17 protein-coding genes are annotated in these 17,679 nt (G+C 64.0%); 13 read left to right on the top strand and 4 right to left on the bottom strand.

Features of this window, described 5'->3' with window-relative positions; genetic code table 11:
• Nucleotides 1–4 precede the first annotated feature (4 nt).
• The 3 genes from OK352_RS12710 to OK352_RS12700 form a co-directional block, all read right to left on the bottom strand.
• Nucleotides 5–1,132: an ROK family transcriptional regulator gene (locus OK352_RS12710; RefSeq protein ID WP_265141854.1), complete on the bottom strand. Its 1,128-nt coding sequence runs from the start codon at nt 1,130–1,132 to the stop codon at nt 5–7.
• 78 nt (nt 1,133–1,210) lie between these two features.
• A complete protein-coding gene (purB, locus tag OK352_RS12705) occupies nt 1,211–2,602 on the bottom strand; it encodes an adenylosuccinate lyase (RefSeq protein WP_265141853.1) in 1,392 nt (463 codons plus the stop codon).
• Entirely contained in the window at nt 2,599–3,117 is a 519-nt protein-coding gene (locus OK352_RS12700) for a low molecular weight protein-tyrosine-phosphatase (RefSeq protein WP_265141852.1), read from the bottom strand. The genes purB and OK352_RS12700 overlap by 4 nt, the downstream gene beginning before the upstream one ends.
• Before the next feature lie 160 nt (nt 3,118–3,277).
• On the opposite strand from OK352_RS12700, the gene OK352_RS12695 reads away from it, so the two are divergent.
• Together OK352_RS12695 and OK352_RS12690 are read left to right on the top strand one after the other, a co-directional pair.
• Nucleotides 3,278–3,589 (top strand): hypothetical protein, encoded by a 312-nt coding sequence (locus OK352_RS12695; protein WP_265141851.1) that lies wholly within the window; start codon nt 3,278–3,280, stop codon nt 3,587–3,589.
• On the top strand, nt 3,586–5,361 hold the full coding sequence (locus OK352_RS12690) for a lipase family protein (protein ID WP_265141850.1): 1,776 nt from the start codon (nt 3,586–3,588) through the stop codon (nt 5,359–5,361). Before OK352_RS12695 ends, OK352_RS12690 begins: the two co-directional genes overlap by 4 nt.
• A 74-nt stretch (nt 5,362–5,435) precedes the next feature.
• Here OK352_RS12690 and OK352_RS12685 read toward each other — a convergent pair whose 3' ends face one another.
• The gene (locus OK352_RS12685) at nt 5,436–5,825 is read right to left on the bottom strand and encodes a phage holin family protein (RefSeq protein ID WP_265141849.1); all 390 of its coding nucleotides are present in this window, start codon (nt 5,823–5,825) and stop codon (nt 5,436–5,438) included.
• 109 nt (nt 5,826–5,934) lie between these two features.
• Between OK352_RS12685 and OK352_RS12680 the strand changes: the two genes are divergently transcribed.
• From OK352_RS12680 to OK352_RS12630, 11 genes are all read left to right on the top strand, one after another.
• Nucleotides 5,935–7,062: a pyridoxal phosphate-dependent aminotransferase gene (locus OK352_RS12680; RefSeq protein ID WP_265141848.1), complete on the top strand. Its 1,128-nt coding sequence runs from the start codon at nt 5,935–5,937 to the stop codon at nt 7,060–7,062.
• 43 nt (nt 7,063–7,105) lie between these two features.
• Nucleotides 7,106–8,206 carry a thiamine pyrophosphate-dependent enzyme gene (locus OK352_RS12675; RefSeq protein WP_265142033.1) on the top strand — a complete coding sequence of 367 codons (1,101 nt, stop codon included), beginning with the start codon at nt 7,106–7,108 and terminating at the stop codon, nt 8,204–8,206.
• Nucleotides 8,203–9,231, top strand: a complete 1,029-nt coding sequence (locus OK352_RS12670; RefSeq protein ID WP_265141846.1) for an alpha-ketoacid dehydrogenase subunit beta — start codon at nt 8,203–8,205, stop codon at nt 9,229–9,231. Before OK352_RS12675 ends, OK352_RS12670 begins: the two co-directional genes overlap by 4 nt.
• Before the next feature lie 15 nt (nt 9,232–9,246).
• The gene (locus OK352_RS12665) at nt 9,247–10,551 is read left to right on the top strand and encodes a dihydrolipoamide acetyltransferase family protein (RefSeq protein WP_265141845.1); all 1,305 of its coding nucleotides are present in this window, start codon (nt 9,247–9,249) and stop codon (nt 10,549–10,551) included.
• A gap of 427 nt (nt 10,552–10,978) precedes the next feature.
• Nucleotides 10,979–12,328, top strand: coding sequence for a quaternary amine ABC transporter ATP-binding protein (locus tag OK352_RS12660; RefSeq protein WP_265141844.1), 1,350 nt, complete (start codon nt 10,979–10,981; stop codon nt 12,326–12,328).
• Nucleotides 12,328–13,269 carry an ABC transporter permease gene (locus tag OK352_RS12655; protein ID WP_372338107.1) on the top strand — a complete coding sequence of 314 codons (942 nt, stop codon included), beginning with the start codon at nt 12,328–12,330 and terminating at the stop codon, nt 13,267–13,269. Before OK352_RS12660 ends, OK352_RS12655 begins: the two co-directional genes overlap by 1 nt.
• A 61-nt stretch (nt 13,270–13,330) precedes the next feature.
• Nucleotides 13,331–14,227 (top strand): glycine betaine ABC transporter substrate-binding protein, encoded by an 897-nt coding sequence (locus OK352_RS12650; protein ID WP_265141843.1) that lies wholly within the window; start codon nt 13,331–13,333, stop codon nt 14,225–14,227.
• 119 nt (nt 14,228–14,346) lie between these two features.
• Complete coding sequence (locus OK352_RS12645) at nt 14,347–15,333, top strand: metal ABC transporter solute-binding protein, Zn/Mn family (RefSeq protein WP_265141842.1); 987 nt, start codon at nt 14,347–14,349, stop codon at nt 15,331–15,333.
• The gene (locus OK352_RS12640; protein WP_265141841.1) at nt 15,330–16,160 is read left to right on the top strand and encodes a metal ABC transporter ATP-binding protein; all 831 of its coding nucleotides are present in this window, start codon (nt 15,330–15,332) and stop codon (nt 16,158–16,160) included. Before OK352_RS12645 ends, OK352_RS12640 begins: the two co-directional genes overlap by 4 nt.
• Nucleotides 16,157–17,047, top strand: coding sequence for a metal ABC transporter permease (locus tag OK352_RS12635; RefSeq protein ID WP_265141840.1), 891 nt, complete (start codon nt 16,157–16,159; stop codon nt 17,045–17,047). The genes OK352_RS12640 and OK352_RS12635 overlap by 4 nt, the downstream gene beginning before the upstream one ends.
• Before the next feature lie 76 nt (nt 17,048–17,123).
• The gene (locus OK352_RS12630) at nt 17,124–17,528 is read left to right on the top strand and encodes a Fur family transcriptional regulator (RefSeq protein WP_265141839.1); all 405 of its coding nucleotides are present in this window, start codon (nt 17,124–17,126) and stop codon (nt 17,526–17,528) included.
• Nucleotides 17,529–17,679 lie beyond the last annotated feature (151 nt).

The following is a 17,679-nucleotide window of genomic DNA, read 5'->3' as shown; positions in this document are numbered from 1 at the left end:
CGCGTCAGACGACACCGAGGCGTTCTGAGAGTACGAGGGCTGCTGCGCCGCGCAAGACGATGTCTGGGCCCAGCGCTGTCAGATGGATGTCGGCGCGATCGACGTCGTCTGCCAGGTGGTCATCCACCGTGTCTCGTACGGCGTCGATGAGCGTTTCACCGAAGAGCTCGCGGGGGCCGGTGAGGACGACGGTGGCGAGCCCGAGTGAGGTGATGAGGGGCGCAATTACCGAGCCCAGCAACCGTCCGGCACGCTGCACGGCAGCATCCGCTGTCTCGCCTGCCACCACGGACTCTTCGATGTGCGTGCGCAGTGCGGGTGCCGTGACGAGCGTCTCCAACGGAACACGCTCGGCATCGGGAGCGGGGCGCACGAGCACCCGGCCGATCTCGCCCGCGGTCAGCCGCGATCCCAACACCGGATGACCGTCGAGCAGCAGCCCGCCTCCAACGCCGCGACCGATCTTCACCAGCAGCAGATCGTCGCCTCCCGAAGCGAAGCTGTGCTCGGCGAGCACTGCCACATTCGCGTCGTTGGCGACGAAGACGGGAACGCCAAAGCGCGCAGAGAGCGCCGGGGCAAGCGCGCGGTTTGTCCAGTCGAGCGAGATGCTGCGGCGCACTACCTGATCGCGTCCCACAATCCCGGGCACCCCGACTCCCACACCGAGGACCGGGGCCGTCGTCAGTTGAAGCGCCCACTCGAGAAGCTCGTGGACGAGCGATTCTGCCTCGTCGCCGGTGACTCCGGGGGAAGGAATCGATACCTCTTCTGTGATCTCGCCGTCGAGGGTGGTGAGGACGGCGCGGAAGACATCGTGGCCGCTGAGGTCCATCGCGATGATCTGCTGGGTGTCACGTGCCATCTCGAGGAGCATCGCCGGTTTACCCGGTCCGTCTGCCGGGCGCACGCCCCGCTCGACGATCAGCCCCTCGCGCTGCAGATCATTCACGAGGTCAGAGACCGTGACGCGCGTCAGCCCTGTCTCTCGAGCGATGTCGGCGCGACTGAGCGGTGTGCCGCGATAGAGCATCTGAAGCACGAGCGCTCGGTTGTGCGCTCGCGTGTGCCCGGGGAGCGCCGCCGATTCACGTCGCAGAGCGGCAGAGGAGGTCAGCAGCCGCGGGTCCATGTTGTTGTGCTTTCCTCACGCTCGGTTTCGACGTTTTTCATCCATTCTCTCGCGGGCCCGGAGCGGGCCCGACCACACTCAGCGCGGCGCACCGACGGCGTCGACCTGCGACGCGGCAAGACCGATGTAGGTGTGCGGGGTGAGAGCCAGCAATCGCTGCTTCGCTTCGTCGCCGATGTCGAGGCCCGACACGAATTCGGTGAGCTCGGCGTGACCGATGCGCTTGCCGCGCGTGAGCTCTTTGAGAAGTGCGTAGGGGTCGGAGATCTGCGAGCGCCCGGCAGCGACCTCGGCGCGGATGACGGTCTGGATCGCCTCGCCCAGTACCTCCCAGTTGCCGTCGAGATCGGCACTGAGCGCCTCACGATCAAGGTCGATCTCGCGCAGGCCACGGCCGATGTTGTCGAGGGCGAGCAGCGAGTGGCCGAGTGCGACGCCGATGTTGCGCTGCGTCGTCGAGTCGGTGAGATCGCGCTGCATGCGGGAGGTGACAAGTGTCGACGCGAGCGAGTCCAGAAGCGCAGCCGAGATCTCGAGATTCGCCTCGGCGTTCTCGAAACGGATCGGGTTGATCTTGTGCGGCATGGTCGACGATCCGGTTGCGCCCTCCTGCGGAATCTGCCGGAAATAGCCCATCGAGATGTACGTCCAGACATCCGTCGCGAGGTTGTGCAGCACGCGGCCGGCGTGCGCGATGCGGGAGTACAGCTCAGCCTGCCAGTCATGCGACTCGATTTGCGTGGTGAGCGGGTTCCAGGTGAGCCCCAGTGACTCGACGAACTCCTGCGAGATGCGCGGCCAATCAGCATCCGGATCGGCCACGACGTGGGCAGCGAAATCACCCGTGGCGCCCGAAAACTTGCCGAGGTACTCGCTGGCGTCGATCTGCGTCAGGATGCGCTCGAGGCGATACACGGTGACAGCGATTTCGCGGCCCATCGTGCTCGGCGTGGCCGGCTGGCCGTGCGTGTGAGAGAGCATTGCGGCGTCACGGTACCGGTCGGCGAGCTCGCGCAGCGCGGCGATGACACCGCGGTACTTCGGCAGCCACACGTTCTGCACAGCATCCCGAACCGTGATCGCGTACGACAGATTGTTGATGTCTTCACTCGTGCACGCGAAATGCGTGAGCTCAGTGATCGACGAGAGCCCGAGCTCTGTGAGCCGCTCGCGCACCAGGTACTCAACAGCCTTCACATCGTGGCGTGTCTTCGCCTCGAACTCAGCGAGCCTGTCGATCTCGGCCTGACCGAAGTTTGTGACGAGCGCCCGCAGCGACTCCGCTTCCGCATCGCTGAGGGGCTTCGAGCCGAACATGCTGTGCGACGTGAGGTACAGCAGCCACTCGACCTCGACGGCAACCCGCGCCCGGTTGAGCCCCGCCTCGCTCAAGTGCTCTCCCAGCTCGGTGACCGCGGCGCGATACCGCCCGTCGAGAGGGCTGAGTGGCTGAGGCGGAAGTGATGTCATCGAAGGGCTCCCTGTCGGATTGCGGGTTCGAGTTGGCGGAACAGTGCCAGACTCGCTCTCTCTATCATCCCAAGAACCTGGTCAAAGGTTTCCGCATCCGAATAGTACGGGTCGGGAACTTCCCAGATTCCCTCCGCTGCGTCATCAAATGACATCAGCAGCGCCACCTTGTCGCGGTCGGATGCTGTCGGCGCGCTGTGCGTGAGCGCGCGCAGATGACTGCGGTCGAGGGCGACGACGAGGTCGAGGTTCGGAAACCAGGCAGAGTCGAACTGTTTCGCACGGTGTCGTGCCCCGTCGTAGCCTCGGGCCGAAAGCGCATCGAGCGTGCGCTGATCCGCGCGCTCGCCGACGTGCCAGTCGCCGATTCCCGCGGACGTCGCTGTCACCCACGGGGACAGACCCGCCTGAGCGACGCGGGTCTGGAAGACGATTTCGGCCATGGGGGAGCGGCAGATGTTTCCCGCGCAGACGAAGCAGATCGAGAAGGGAACGACCTCGGAGCCACGGGACATGACGTCTATTGTCTCGGAAGCCCGGTGCGAATCACAGCCCCGGGCGAGATTTTCCGTCCACACCTCGCGAGAATCAGCGGCTGTCCACAGATTGCGGATCGACGTCGAGGCGGATGCTGCACGCAGGGCAGCCTGGATGCACATCGTGAAAGGAGCATCCGTGGATCCCGTCACCGAAGCAGAGGCATCGCGAGCGATCGGCGAGCTGCGTGCGCAGTACAACGCTCTCGACCGCGTGCGCGATACCGTCGTGGCGCTCACCGCACAGGGCATCACCGAGGTCATGCCGGCGAACTGGTCCGGCGCATCATCTCGCGCGTATGAACTGCGCCTGGACGACCTGAGCGCGCAACTGTCGTGGAGCGAATCGAGTCTGAACGCGGCGCTCGACGCCGTGCGCCACGATATCGCCCGCGTGCAGGCGGATGCCGCGGCGAGCATCGATTCTGACCGGATGGAGGGATCACGATGACGCTCACAATCGGACGCCCGACGATGGTAGACACCGACGAGATCACAACGTTCGGCGAACAGCTGGCCAGCGTATCGCTTGAGTGCGGAATCGCCAGCGCCGAGGCTTCGGCCGCGCGGGTCATGACTGCGCCGCCCAACAGCTCGGCGCGGTGGAGCACCGCGGGTGGGCGCATCGATCGTGCCGCAGAGCAACTCGCGACGGCCTCGGACCAGGCAGCCGCGGTCTCTCGGGCGCTCGGTGCGACGGCTGCCCTCTACCTCGAGACGGAGACGACGGTGAGTGGTCTCTTCGCCACGGCCTCATCCGTCACGGGTGCGGTCGGCGGCGCGCTCTTCGGGCACATGGTGCTGCCGCTGCTCGGTGCGTCAGCGTTCGCTGCGGCCCCGGCCATCGCGATGACTTTTCTCAACCCGACTGCTCGCAATGCGATGGGGCGCGCGACGTCCGTTCTCGGGTCGAAGGTGACGACATGGCTCGGTGCCCATCCGGGCGTTGCCCGGAGTCCACTCGCAATGATGCTGGTGCGCGGCCTTGTCTCGGGCAGCGATGACACGGTCAAGTCTGCGCTGGGCATGCCCCCTCTCCTGTCGCCGATGATCAACAACCCCGCGCTCAGCGTGCCGGGGATGGCCGTGGGGCTCGGGGCGCTCGGGGTGCCGGGGCTGGGGGAATCTCGTGTCACGGTGACACCCGTGGGGCACACTGCCGTCACGGCTCCGAGGACGGTCTCCGATCTGGCCTCGCGCATTCCCGCGGCCCGGCCCGGTGCTCCGCAGATCAGGATCGACGAGTATGGCGACGGAGACTCCTGGGTTGTCTATGTGGGAGGAACCGTCGACATGTTCGGCGAGGGGGAGGAGGCGTTCGACATGGAGTCGAACGTCGCCCTGATGGCGGATGCTGATGGCGGCGGATATCGCGCTGTGGAGCAGGCGATGGCTGATGCGGGAATCGACCCTGACGACTCCGTGACGATCGTCGGGCATTCACAGGGCGGTTTGATCGCCGAGCGCATCACGCAGTCCGGCGAATACAACGTGCAGACTCTCGTCACCTTCGGCGCGCCCTCAACTGGGGCGGATCTGCCCGATGGCGTCAACGCGTACGCGATCGAGCACTCGGGTGACGTGATTCCGGCGCTCGGCGGCTTCACAGACGGTGGTGACCGCATTGTCGTGACGGGTGATGCTCCCGAGGGCGGTGGCGACTGGTTGGCTCCGCACCATATGTCGGGATACGAGCAGACGGCATCGCAGGTCGACGCCTCCTTCGACTCTCGATTTGGACCGCTGCGTTCGGCGCTCGGAGCGATCGACGGTGATGGCACGAGTACGACGTATCATGCCACGCGCATCGACGATCCCATCCCGCCAGCGCATGCCGATCAGGGAGGAGGATCTTGGTCCGCTGTCGAGACGCCGCATGGGTCCACCCGTCCGGATATGGCGGTGCGACCGCAGGACGCCGAGCTCAGAACCGATCGTCTCGTTCCCGAGCAGTCGATGCCGCCCTCAACGGCAACGGATGCTGAGCTCCTGGGGGAGAGCGGTGAGCACAATCTTGACGCACCTGAGGCGGGCGGTGCGCATGACCTCGGGGCAGCTCATGACGGCGCGCACGATCCCGGTGCGCCGAACGACGAGACCCTGCACGGTGACGGTGACGGTGACGGGTATCGTGAGGCCGGGCAGGCTGACGGGACTCACGTCGACAGCTTCGGTCCGCAGCCCTCGCCGCTTCCACTGCCCGACGATGTCGTGCGTTACTGAGTGCTTGGTCACCGTGCACTCCCCCGAGCGCAACGGAGGCTTCGTGCGATCGACGTGGGTCGTGCGTGCGGTCGTTATGACACGTGTCGCTTGGGTCGTGCGAACAGTCCGATGAACCAGTTGATGATGGCGATGACCAGGGCGCCCAGCACACCCCACCAGAATCCCTCGACCTCGAGCCCGAAACCGAACAGACTACTCAGCCACGCCGTGAGCAGAAGCAGGAGTCCGTTCACGATCAGTGAGATGAGGCCGAGAGTCAGGATGTAGAGGGGGAACGCCACAATCTTGATGATTGGGCGGATGATGCCGTTGATGATTGCGAAGATCAGGCCGACGATGCCGTAGCTGAGCCCGATCTGCCACCACTCGTCGCCAAACGACGTCATGGTGATGCCGCCGACGATGAGCGTGGTCAGCCAGATCGCGACGCCGTTGATGATCACCTGCAGGAGGAAGCGCATGCCCCCATGATGCCAGCAGTTCCCGGGTGAATCGACAATTTTCCGATCGTGATCGCCGACACTCGCGCGTATGCCCGCTTCGGCATCCTCGATGTCTAGACTCGGGAAGGTGAATGCCCCCGAAGATTCCAGTCGGCTTCCCGATGCATCGCTCGTGCGCTTGCGCCCCGAGATTCTCGCGACACCTCCGTACAGGCAGGGTAAGCCCGCTGCGGCCGACGCCTTCAAGCTCTCCAGCAACGAGAACCCCTTCCCGCCCCTTCCCGGTGTGCTTGACGCCATTGCCGCCTCGAGCAACGTGAACCGGTATCCGGATGCCGCGGCGACAGCGCTCCGTGAGCGCCTCGCCGCCCAACACGGCGTCACCCCAAATGAGGTGCATGTTGGATCCGGATCGGTCGCCCTGCTCGCGCAGTTCATTCAGGCCGCAGCAGGGCCAGGAGACGAGATTCTCTATACCTGGCGCAGCTTCGAGGCATACCCCGGCCTCGTCACCGTTGCGGGCGCAACGAGCGTGCAGGTTCCTGACACGGCAGAGGGCAGGCACGATCTGGACGCCATGCTCGCGGCAATCACCGACCGCACGCGTGCCGTGATCGTCTGCAGCCCCAACAACCCGACGGGGCCCGTTGTCACGACAGACGAGTTCCTCCGCTTCATGGCAGCCGTTCCCGACACCGTTCTCGTCCTCCTCGACGAGGCATACGCCGAATTCGTTCGCGATGAGTCTGCGGTGAACGGGCTCGCCCTTCTCGGCCGCTTCCCCAACCTCGTCATCCTGCGCACCTTCTCGAAGGCGTACGGACTCGCCGGGCTGCGAGTCGGGTGGGCGATTGGCCCAGAGCCGATTCTCGACGCCGCCCGCGCCACGGCCATTCCCCTCTCGGTGACCGGAGTCGCCCAGGCAGCGGCCATCGCGTCGCTCGATCGTTCGGACGAGCTGATGGCTCGTGTCGACGTCATCGTCGAGCGACGAAACGCCGTGGTCTCCGCTCTGCGCGCCCAGGGCTGGGCAATTCCCGAGACGCAATCGAACTTCGTCTGGCTCGCCACAGGAGAGCAGACCGAAGCCGCCGCGGACACGTTGGTCGAGCACGGAATCGTTGCGCGCCCGTTTGTCGGATCCGGCATCCGCATCAGCATCGGCGAAGCCGAATCTGTCGATAAGCTCCTATCCGCAGCCGAATGGATTGTGCAACACCTCCCGTCCGGCCACGCGGCGAGGGCCATAGGTTAGAACGGTGGCTTCTGTGAACGACACCCAGAACTTCACGGTGCGCATGCTCGCGGCCGATGGAACGTTTGCTCCCAGCCCGGCCGCCGAGAAGTACCTTCCGGTGCTCGACGGGCTGACGGACGACGATCACCAGCAGTTCTATCGCGACATGGTCGTGACACGCACGCTCGACGTCGAGGCGACGAACCTGCAGAGGCAGGGACAGCTGGCACTGTGGCCGCCGTCCCACGGGCAGGAGGCAGCGCAGGTGGGCTCGGCTCGTGCATCGCGCCCGCAGGACACCATCTTCCCCTCGTACCGAGAGCACGCCGTCGCGCTGATCCGCGGCGTCGACCCTCTCGGCATCCTGGCCCTCTATCGCGGCGTCACGCTGGGCGGGTGGGATCCCACGGACCCCGCCAACGGGAACTTCCGCCTGTACACGCTGGTGCTCGGGGCGCAGGCGCTGCACGCCACGGGCTACGCCATGGGAACGACATTCCGCGGTGAGGCCGCAACCGGCGACCCCCAGACAGACAAAGCGACCATGGTGTACTTCGGTGACGGCTCGACGAGTGAGGGCGATGTCAACGAGTCGATGATCTTCGCCGCGAGCTACCAGACGCCGCAGGTGTTCTTCCTGCAGAACAACCAGTGGGCAATCTCAGTGCCCGTCGAGAGGCAGTCGAGAACTCCGCTGTTTCAGCGGGCGGCGGGCTTCGGACTCGACAGCGTCCACGTCGACGGCAACGACGTTCTCGCCAGCTACGCGGTCTCGCGACAGCACCTCGAGAATGCCCGCGGCGGCCACGGTCCACAGTTCATCGAAGCTGAGACGTACCGCGTCGGCGCGCATACGACGAGCGATGACCCCACGAAGTACCGCACGGCCGACGAACTCGATTCGTGGGTCGCCCGTGACCCGATCGCCCGTTTTGGCACCTGGCTGCGCGCGCAGGGCGCACCCGATTCGTTCTTCGGCGAGGTCGATGCCGAGGCCAAGGACATCGCATCGGATGCTCGTCGGCGCTGCCTCGAGCTCACCAACCCCGACCGCGACCAGATGTTCGACTTCGTCTACAGCGACGACCACCCGCTGATCGTCGAACAGGCAGAGTGGCTCGACGCGTACGAGGAGAGCATGGAAGGCGGTGCAGAGCAATGACGGACACGCTTCAGGGGCAGACCGAGGCGCACGAGCAGACGCAGCCTGCCGTCACAACGATGCCGATGGTGAAGGCTCTCAACGCGGGGCTGCGCGCCGCGATGGCGGACGATGACAACGTTCTTCTCATGGGGGAGGACATCGGCCCGCTTGGCGGCGTCTTCCGGGTGACCGAGGGGCTGCATGCCGAGTTCGGTGGCAGCCGTGTGCTCGACACCCCCCTTGCGGAATCCGGCATCATCGGCACGGCGATCGGTCTGGCGATGAACGGCTTCCGCCCCGTGTGCGAGATCCAGTTCGACGGCTTCGTCTTCCCCGGCTTCAACCAGATCACGACGCAGCTCGCCAAACTGACGAACAAGCACACCGGCGCGCTGCAGATGCCGGTTGTCATCAGAATCCCCTATGGCGGTCACATCGGCGCCGTCGAGCACCACCAGGAGAGCCCCGAGACCTACTTCGCCCACACCCCCGGGCTGCGCGTGCTGAGCCCGTCGACATCGAACGACGCGTATTGGATGATCCAGGAGGCGATCCGCTCACCCGACCCGGTCGTGTTCTTCGAACCCAAGAGCAGGTACTGGCAGAAGGGCGAGGTCGACACGTCGGCGCACGGAGCCCCGCTGCACAGCAGCCGTGTGGTGCGGCAGGGTAGCGATGCGACGATTATCGCCCACGGCGCCATGGTGACGACGGCGCTGCAGGCTGCTGAGCTGGCGGCTGACGAGGGGATCAGTCTCGAGGTCGTCGACCTGCGATCGATCTCCCCGATCGACTTCGAGCCGGTGCTCGCGAGCGTGCGCAAGACCGGCCGGCTGATCGTCGCGCAGGAAGCATCCGGATTCGTCTCCGTCGGCTCGGAGATCGCCGCGACGGTCGCCGAGCGCGCGTTCTATTCACTCGAAGCGCCCGTCCTGCGGGTCTCGGGCTTCGACGTTCCCTTCCCCGCCGCACGGCTCGAGAACGACTTCCTTCCCGACGCCGACCGCATTCTCGAGGCCGTCGACCGGTCTCTCGCCTACTAGCCATCAGGAGAGCACATGAGTGAGTCAGAGTTTTCCCTTCCCGACGTCGGCGAGGGCCTCACTGAGGCCGAGATCGTGCAGTGGAAGGTGGCCGCCGGCGACTCCATCGAACTCAACCAGGTTCTCGTTGAGATCGAGACGGCGAAATCACTCGTCGAGCTGCCGTCTCCGTTCGAGGGAACGATCGGCCGGATCTTGGTCGACGAGGGAACCACCATCGACGTGGGAACGCCCATCGTGACGGTGGAGAAAAGCGGGGCGGATGCTGCGCCAGAGCCCGTGCGCGAGGCGGAAGCCGTGGCCGCAGACACCAAATCGACGATCGAGCCCGAAGAATCGGGTGAGGGGTCCGTGCTCGTTGGCTACGGAACCGGTGGCGGGGCCGCGAGCCGTCGTCGCGCCCGGAAGCGCCCGCACACACCGCCGCGCCCGCCAGCATCCGTGCCCGCGGCCTCGGCGGGACCGATCATCGCCAAGCCGCCCATTCGCAAGCTCGCGAAGGACCTCGATGTTGACCTGAGCGCTGTCGAGGGAACCGGGCTCGCCGGTGAGATCACCCGCGATGACGTCGTGCGCCACGCCGGGCAGGCGAGCGTGTTCCGCAACATTGAGACGCCTGACTGGAGTGAGGATCGCGAAGAGCGCGTCCCGGTCAAGGGGGTGCGTAAGCAGATTGCGCAGGCCATGGTGTCGTCGAAGTTCCAGGCACCGCACGTCAGCGTCTTCGTCGATGTGGATGCCACCCGCACGATGGAGTTCGTGAAGCGACTCAAGGCGTCACCCGACTTCGCGGGCGTCAAGGTGTCTCCGCTGCTGATCATGGCACGCGCGATGGTGTGGGCCGTGCGCCGCAACCCGAGCGTTAACGCGACGTGGACGGATGAGGAGATCATCATTCACCACTACGTCAACCTCGGCATCGCCGCCGCAACGCCGAGGGGTCTTCTGGTGCCGAACGTGAAAGAAGCGCAGTCAATGTCGCTTCTCGAGCTTGCGACGGCCCTTGAGCAGCTGACCCTGACTGCGCGTGACGGCAAAACGCAGCCGGCAGAGATGCAGAACGGCACGATCACGTTGACGAACATCGGTGTCTTCGGCATGGATACGGGAACGCCGATCCTCAACCCAGGCGAGGTGGGCATCGTGGCCATGGGCACGATCAAGCAGAAGCCCTGGGTCGTGGACGGGGAGGTGCGACCCCGCTTCGTCACGACGATCGGCGGATCATTCGATCACCGCGTCGTCGACGGCGATGTCGTCTCGCGATTCGTGGCCGATGTTGCCTCGATCATCGAAGAGCCCGCGCTCCTGCTCGACTGAGTGTCTGGCTGTCGTGACGGAGTGTCTGCCTGTCGACAATGCACATAACAAAGCCGTAACTCCTATTTTTGCCGGATCATCGGGGATTTTGCGATCAAAAGTGCAGGTTGGGTAGACCAGAGGCTTGGCGGCGTGTCGCATTGCGGTGCGACGGCGGTTAAACTGATCTGTGGCCTTCGGGCCATTTCAACCAGTCCGCGCCTTTGAGATGCCGGCACACGTCGGAGTCGCGAGGGCGTATGGTCGAGGATATCGGCGCCGACTACCCAGTCGGGGCCTTGGCAGACACCCGAGTTCGCCATGGTGGCCACCCGCTGCCGTCACCGCTTGATCACGGTGAACCTGTCCGTGTTCTCGACCCGGCCGCAAATACAATAGCCGCAGACGGAGTCGCACTACATTGCTCCGTCGCGTGCCTGGAGAGTACGTGTCAGATACCGTCGCGCTACAAGCGCAGAATCTCTACAAAGTCTTCGGTCGGCGCCCCAAAGAGGTCATCAAGCGCCTCAAGGCCGGTGAATCACGCGATTCGCTGACCTCGATGGGCACCGCTGCCGTTATTGATGCCAGCTTCGACGTCAAGCAGGGCGAGATCTTCGTCGTCATGGGCCTCAGCGGCTCGGGCAAGTCGACGCTCATTCGCATGCTGAACGGCCTCTGGGAGCCCAGTGCTGGTTCTGTGACTATCGGTGATACGCCGATCACGGGCATTCCAGACAAGGAACTGCGTGCCGTGCGCACCAAGCATGTCTCGATGGTGTTCCAGCACTTCGCACTGCTGCCGCACCGCACCGTTCTGGAGAACGCCGCGTATGGCCTGGAGATCCAGGGCATGTCGAGCGACGAGCGGCGGCAGAAGGCGCTCGAGTGGATCGAGCGTGTCGGGTTGAAAGGCTGGGAGCAGAAGCTCCCGGGTCAGCTCTCCGGTGGTATGCAGCAGCGCGTGGGCCTCGCTCGTGCTCTTGCCGCGGACACCGACATCTTGCTCATGGACGAGGCGTTTTCGGCCCTTGATCCGCTCATCCGCCGTGAGATGCAGGAACAGCTCGTCGAGCTGCAGCAGGAGCTCGGCAAGACGATCATCTTCATCACCCACGACCTCAACGAGGCGATGTTCCTCGGCGATCGCATCGCGGTGATGCGCGATGGTCGCATCGTGCAGATTGGCGCGCCGGACGACATCCTCACCGACCCGGCCAACGACTACGTCGCCCAGTTCGTCCAGGATGTCGACAGGGCACGTGTGCTGACAGCATCCGGAGTCATGGAACCTGCCCGCTCGGTCATCACGGCGACGGCTGGTCCGCGTGGCGCGCTGCGCACGATGCGTGATCTTCAGACCTCCGCCGTGTTCGTCGTCGGCAACGGCCGGAAGCTCCTCGGGGTCGTGCGCGACCGGGACGTGATGCGTGCTGTCAAAGACAACGAGAAAGACATCATGTCGATCCTGCGTCACGACACTCCGACGGTCGGGCCCGATCAGCACCTTGTCGATCTCTTCGGAATTTCCGCCGAGTCGACGCTGCCCGTCGCCGTCATTGACGATGAGAACCGACTGCTCGGAGCGATTCCGCGCGTCACGCTGCTCGCCTCGCTGGGCAATGTTCCGTCGACCACCACAGAGATCCCCGTGGTCGAGCCGCCTGTGACCGTTCCGGTCGAGGCGATGACCGAGACGCTGCGTGAAACGGGTGGCGACGAGGCCGTTGCAGACGCCGTTGCTGACGGGGCCGCTGCCGACGAAGAGACGGCAGCCAGTGAAGGGAGTGCCAACTGATGGACTTCAGACTTCCTCTCGGTGACTGGGTCGAGGCATTCAGCGACTTCGTCACCCATACGTTCTCGGTCGTCTTCGATGTGATCGCCGCGATCTTCGGCGGTTTCTATGACGGTGTCGACTGGGTGCTCGCGACCCCGCCGTTCTGGGTGATCATGATCGTGATCGTGGTCATCGGGTTCTTTGCGCGCGGCTGGGTCTTCGCTGTCGGCACGGCGGCCGGGCTCGTGGTCATCTACAGCGTCAACCAGTGGGAGCACGCGATGGACACCCTCGCGCTCACGCTTGTCGCCGCGGCCATCGCCGTGATCATCGCCATTCCCGTGGGTATATGGGCGGCACGGTCAGAAGGGGCGTCAAAGGTCATTCGGCCAATTCTCGATTTCCTTCAGACGATGCCCGCCTTTGTTTACCTGATCCCCGCGATCTTCCTGTTCAGCGTGGGCGTGGTTCCCGGCGTCGTTGCGACGATCCTGTTCGCCGTTGCCCCGGGGGTGCGGCTGACGGAACTCGGTATTCGCGGTGTCGACTCGGAGGTTGTTGAAGCCGGATACGCCTTCGGGGCGTCCCCGCGCCGTATCCTCCTGCAGATCCAGCTGCCGCTGGCGCGCCCGAGCATTATGGCCGGTGTCAACCAGGTCATCATGCTCTCGCTGTCGATGGTCGTCATCGCGAGCATGGTGGGTGCGCCCGGTCTGGGTAAGGACATCATTGCGGCACTGAACTCGATCAACATCGGTCTGGGCTTCGAAGCCGGTCTGTCTGTCGTGATCCTCGCGATCGTTCTTGACCGTCTGACGGCGACGCTGGGCGGTGCTCACAAGAAAAAGGGAGCGAAGAGCTCAGAGTCGACATCTGCCGAGTCAAAGCAGGCTGCCGACGAAGCAGAAGAGGTCACCGAAGCCGGTCCCAAGCGGGCACCGGCTGCTGGGATCAGCTGACCGAGATTCTCCAACTGAAAAGCGTGACCCTCGGCTCGTCCGAGGCGTAGAAAGGAAAAGAATGAAGAAGCGTATTCTCGCTGTTGCAGCAATGGCCACGGCCGCTGTCCTCGGTGTGACGGGATGCTCCGGTGATGCCGGCGGCTCCGGATCCGGTGGCGACGAAAACAAGGGCGACATCACGATCGGCGTCTTCAATGGATGGCCCGAGGGTGAAGCAGCCTCGTACCTGTGGAAGTCGATTCTTGAGGACAAGGGATACAACGTCGAGCTTGAGTATGCTGACGCTGGCCCCGTGTTCGCCGGTATCGCGAGTGGCGACTACGACTTCGCCCTCGACGGCTGGCTTCCGCTAACGCACAAGAAGTACTTCGAGCAGTTCGAGGGTGACATCGTCGACCTCGGTGCATGGAACGAAGACGCCAAGCTGACGTTCGCCGTGAACGCCGACGCCCCGATCGACTCGCTCGAAGAGCTTGCCGACCACGCTGACGAGTTCGGCAACAAGATCATCGGCATCGAGCCGGGTGCTGGTCTCACGATGACGACCAAGGACGCCGTGATCCCCGAGTACGGTCTCGAGGACATGGAGTACATCACGTCATCGACCCCGGCGATGCTCGCCGAGCTGAAGAAGGCGCTTGACGCTGACGAGAACATCGTCGTGACGCTGTGGCGTCCGCACTGGGCCTATGACGCCTTCGACATCAAGGATCTTAAGGACCCGAAGAAGGCCCTCGGTGAAGCCGAGTCGATCCACACGGTCACGACCACGAGCTTCGAGGATGACTTCCCTGAGGTCAACGAGTGGCTGAGTAACTTCACGATGGACTCAGACGTTCTGTTCTCGCTCGAGAACGTCATGTACAACACCGACGAGGAGATCGAGGACTACACACCCGTCGTCGAGGACTGGATCGCTGAGAACCAGGACTACGTCGACGGCCTCACCAAGTAGGTCTTCGTCAACGAACGGCGGGCGCTCCTTCGGGAGGCCCGCCGTTTCGCTGTGTGCAGGCCACCAGCATCCCCATGCCGATGTTGAAAATCATTATCATTAGTGCTTAGATGGTGCTCATGAAAAAGCACGCACTCGCCGCCGTCATTGCTGCCCCCGCTGTCGTCCTCGCCCTAGCCGGGTGCCAGTCGACGACGGCCTCAGAGCAGAGCGACGGAATCTCGATTGTCGCCTCGACCAACGTGTACGGCGACATCGCTGAAGCAATTGCCGGGGATGCTGCCGAGGTCACGTCCATCATCGACTCGAGTGCGCAGGACCCCCACTCGTACGAAGCGAGTGCGCAGGATCGCCTCGCGGTCAGCAAGGCCGACATCGTGATTGAGAATGGCGGAGGCTACGACGGCTTCATGGATGCCCTCATCGGGGACTCTGACCCCGCCATCCTGAACGCCTCTGAGCTTTCGGGCCTCATGCCCGACGCCGAAGGGCACGAGCATGCTGATGAGCACGAGCATGGCGACGAGGACAGCCACGAGCACGAAGGCGAAGAAGGGCACGAGGGCCACGACCACATCGAGGGCTTCAACGAGCACGTCTGGTACAACTTCGACGCCATGGACCACCTCGCTGAGCACATCGCCGAAGAGTTGAGCGACATCGACCCGGACAACGCCAGTACGTTTGACGACAATTACAGCGACTTCTCGGCGCAGCTCGAGAGCCTGCACGAGTCTCTCCACGCGATCGGCGACACCGCTGAGGGAACGTCTGTGTTGATCACTGAGCCCGTGCCGCTCTACCTGCTCGAAGATGCCGGTCTCGACAACAAGACGCCGGAGGCCTTCAGCGAAGCCGTCGAAGAAGGCACAGATGTCTCGGCATCCGCGATGCAGGAGATGCTCGATCTCGTCGAGTCGGGCGACATCGCTCTGCTCGCATACAATGAGCAGACGAGTGGCCCCATCACCGATGAGGTGAAGGATGCCGCCGAGGCAGCCGATGTGCCCGTGGTCTCGTTCACCGAGACTCTGCCCGATGGCGAGGGATACATTAGCTGGATGACCGCCAACATTGACGCCCTGAGCGAGGTCTTCACCGCGTGACGCAGCACCATCAGCATCCCAGCGACCCGGTCGTCTCCCTGCGAGGCGCCGGGCTTCGCTTTGGAGACCGCACGCTGTGGTCGAACCTCAACCTCGATGTGTGCCCCGGCGAGTTTCTCGCGGTGCTGGGCCCGAACGGTTCCGGCAAGACATCACTGCTCAAGGCGCTGCTCGGTCAGCAAGAACTCACCGAGGGCACCATCAGTATCAACGATCATCCGGTTCGTCGTGGCGACCGGCAGATCGGCTACATCCCGCAGCAGAAGCTGATTCCGGCAGGCACACCGATGCGAGCGCGCGATCTCATTACGCTCGGAGTCAACGGGCACCGCTTTGGCGTCCCGCGGTCGCGACGTGGGGAGAAAGAACGCGTTGACGAACTGCTCGCCGCGGTCGGTGCCGAGTCGTATGCCGACGAGCCGGTCGGCAGCCTCTCCGGGGGTGAGCAGCAGCGCCTCCGTGTCGGGCAAGCGCTGGCCGCTGACCCCAGCATCCTCCTTTGCGACGAGCCGCTGCTGAGCCTCGATCTGCACCATCAGCGTGGTGTCAGCGAACTGATTGACGCCAGGCGGCGCGAAGCAGACACCGCCGTGCTCTTCGTCACCCACGACGTGAATCCCGTGCTGAACATGGTCGACCGCATCCTGTATTTTGCCGGCGGACGGTTTCTTGAGGGCACACCAGACGAGGTGTTGCGCTCCGACGTTCTGTCGACGCTGTACGGCACCCCGGTGGAGTGCATCCGCACGGGCGGCCGTGTCATCGTTGTGGGAATTCCGGATGCTGAGACGACGCACCATCATCATGACCACGAGGGCGTCGCATGAGTGTGACCGCACAGCTGCTCGTCAGGGCAGCATCCGGTGACGACCTGTGGTCGCGCCTGTTCAACTTCGAGAACTATGGTGAACTTCTCGCGCTCGTTCACAACTCAGTGATCGCGGGGGCTGTTCTCGGCATTGTCGGCGGACTCATCGGTGTCTTCGTGATGCAGCGCGATATGGCGTTTGCCGTGCACGGGATCAGCGAGCTGTCGTTTGCCGGTGCCTCGGCCGCTCTGCTCTTTGGAGCCAACGTGATCGCGGGATCGCTCGCGGGAGCGCTCCTGTCGGCGATCATGATCGGGCTGCTTGGTTCAAAGGCGCGCGACCGCAACTCGATCATCGGGGTGCTCATGCCGTTCGGCCTCGGCCTCGGCATCCTGTTTCTCGCTCTGTATCCGGGGCGCTCGGCCAACAAATTCGGGTTGCTGACGGGGCAGATTATTGCTGTCGACGACCCGAGGCTCGGCTGGCTCATTGCGATCTCGGTGGTTGTGCTGATTGGGCTGCTGTGGATGTGGCGACCGCTCAGCTTTGACAGCTTGGATGCTGATGTCGCTGCCGCGCGAGGCGTGCCGACTCGGTTCATCTCGCTCGCGTTCATGGTGTTGCTCGGCCTCATTGTCGCGGTGTCTGTGCAGATCATCGGTGCACTGCTGGTGCTGGCGCTTGTCGTTACGCCGGCGGCGGCGGCGCTGCGTGTCTCCAGCTCGCCGATCGTCGTGCCGCTGCTCGCTGTGACGTTTGGATTCGTGTCGGCGGTGGGCGGCATTCTTCTGGCGATCGGTGGCTCGCTGCCGATTAGCCCGTACATCACGACGATCTCATTCGCCATCTATCTTGTGGCGCGGCTCATCGGTCTCAGGCAGAAGGCGAGACCGGCGGTGCGGTGAGTTGACGGCGCCCGGCTCTCACCCGAGATCTTCGAGTTCTCGGGGTAGTCTGGAGGGTGCTTCCTGGAGGTGACGCATGGTCGTAAGACGCAATACGTGGCAGCGTGAGGCTGTGCGCGATGCGTTGGACTCGGCGGACGGGTTCGTCAGCGCGCAAGGCCTGCATTCGCAATTGAAGGATGCCGGATCACACATCGGTCTCGCGACTGTCTATCGGGCTTTGGCTGACCTCGCGACAGAAGGGGATGCTGATTCCCTGCAGTCTCCTGAAGGCGAATCTCTCTATCGTGCCTGTGAGACGTCGGCTCACCATCACCATCTGATTTGTCGGACGTGTGGCGACACCGTGGAGATCGAAGCGGGTGAGGTTGAGCGGTGGGCACGGACGGTTGCAGCTGAACATGGCTATACGGATGCCAGGCACATCGTTGACATCTTCGGGCTGTGTCCGAAGTGTTCGATGGCCCAGCAGCAGGCGTGATGTATCACCAGTAGCTCATTGCTCGTAGCTCGTCGCTCATACTCGTAGCTCGTCGCTCATACTCGTAGCTCGTCGCGCATACTCGTAGCCAGGAGAAGACGGCAGCGCAGTAGAGGCTGTCGCTCGGCAGCCGCCGTCTAGGCAACACTGA

It is taken from the genome of Microbacterium sp. MPKO10, from assembly GCF_026107415.2.
Taxonomy (GTDB): domain Bacteria; phylum Actinomycetota; class Actinomycetes; order Actinomycetales; family Microbacteriaceae; genus Paramicrobacterium.
Note: the sequence above shows the minus strand (reverse complement) of the source record. Positions and strands in the feature narration are given on the sequence as shown.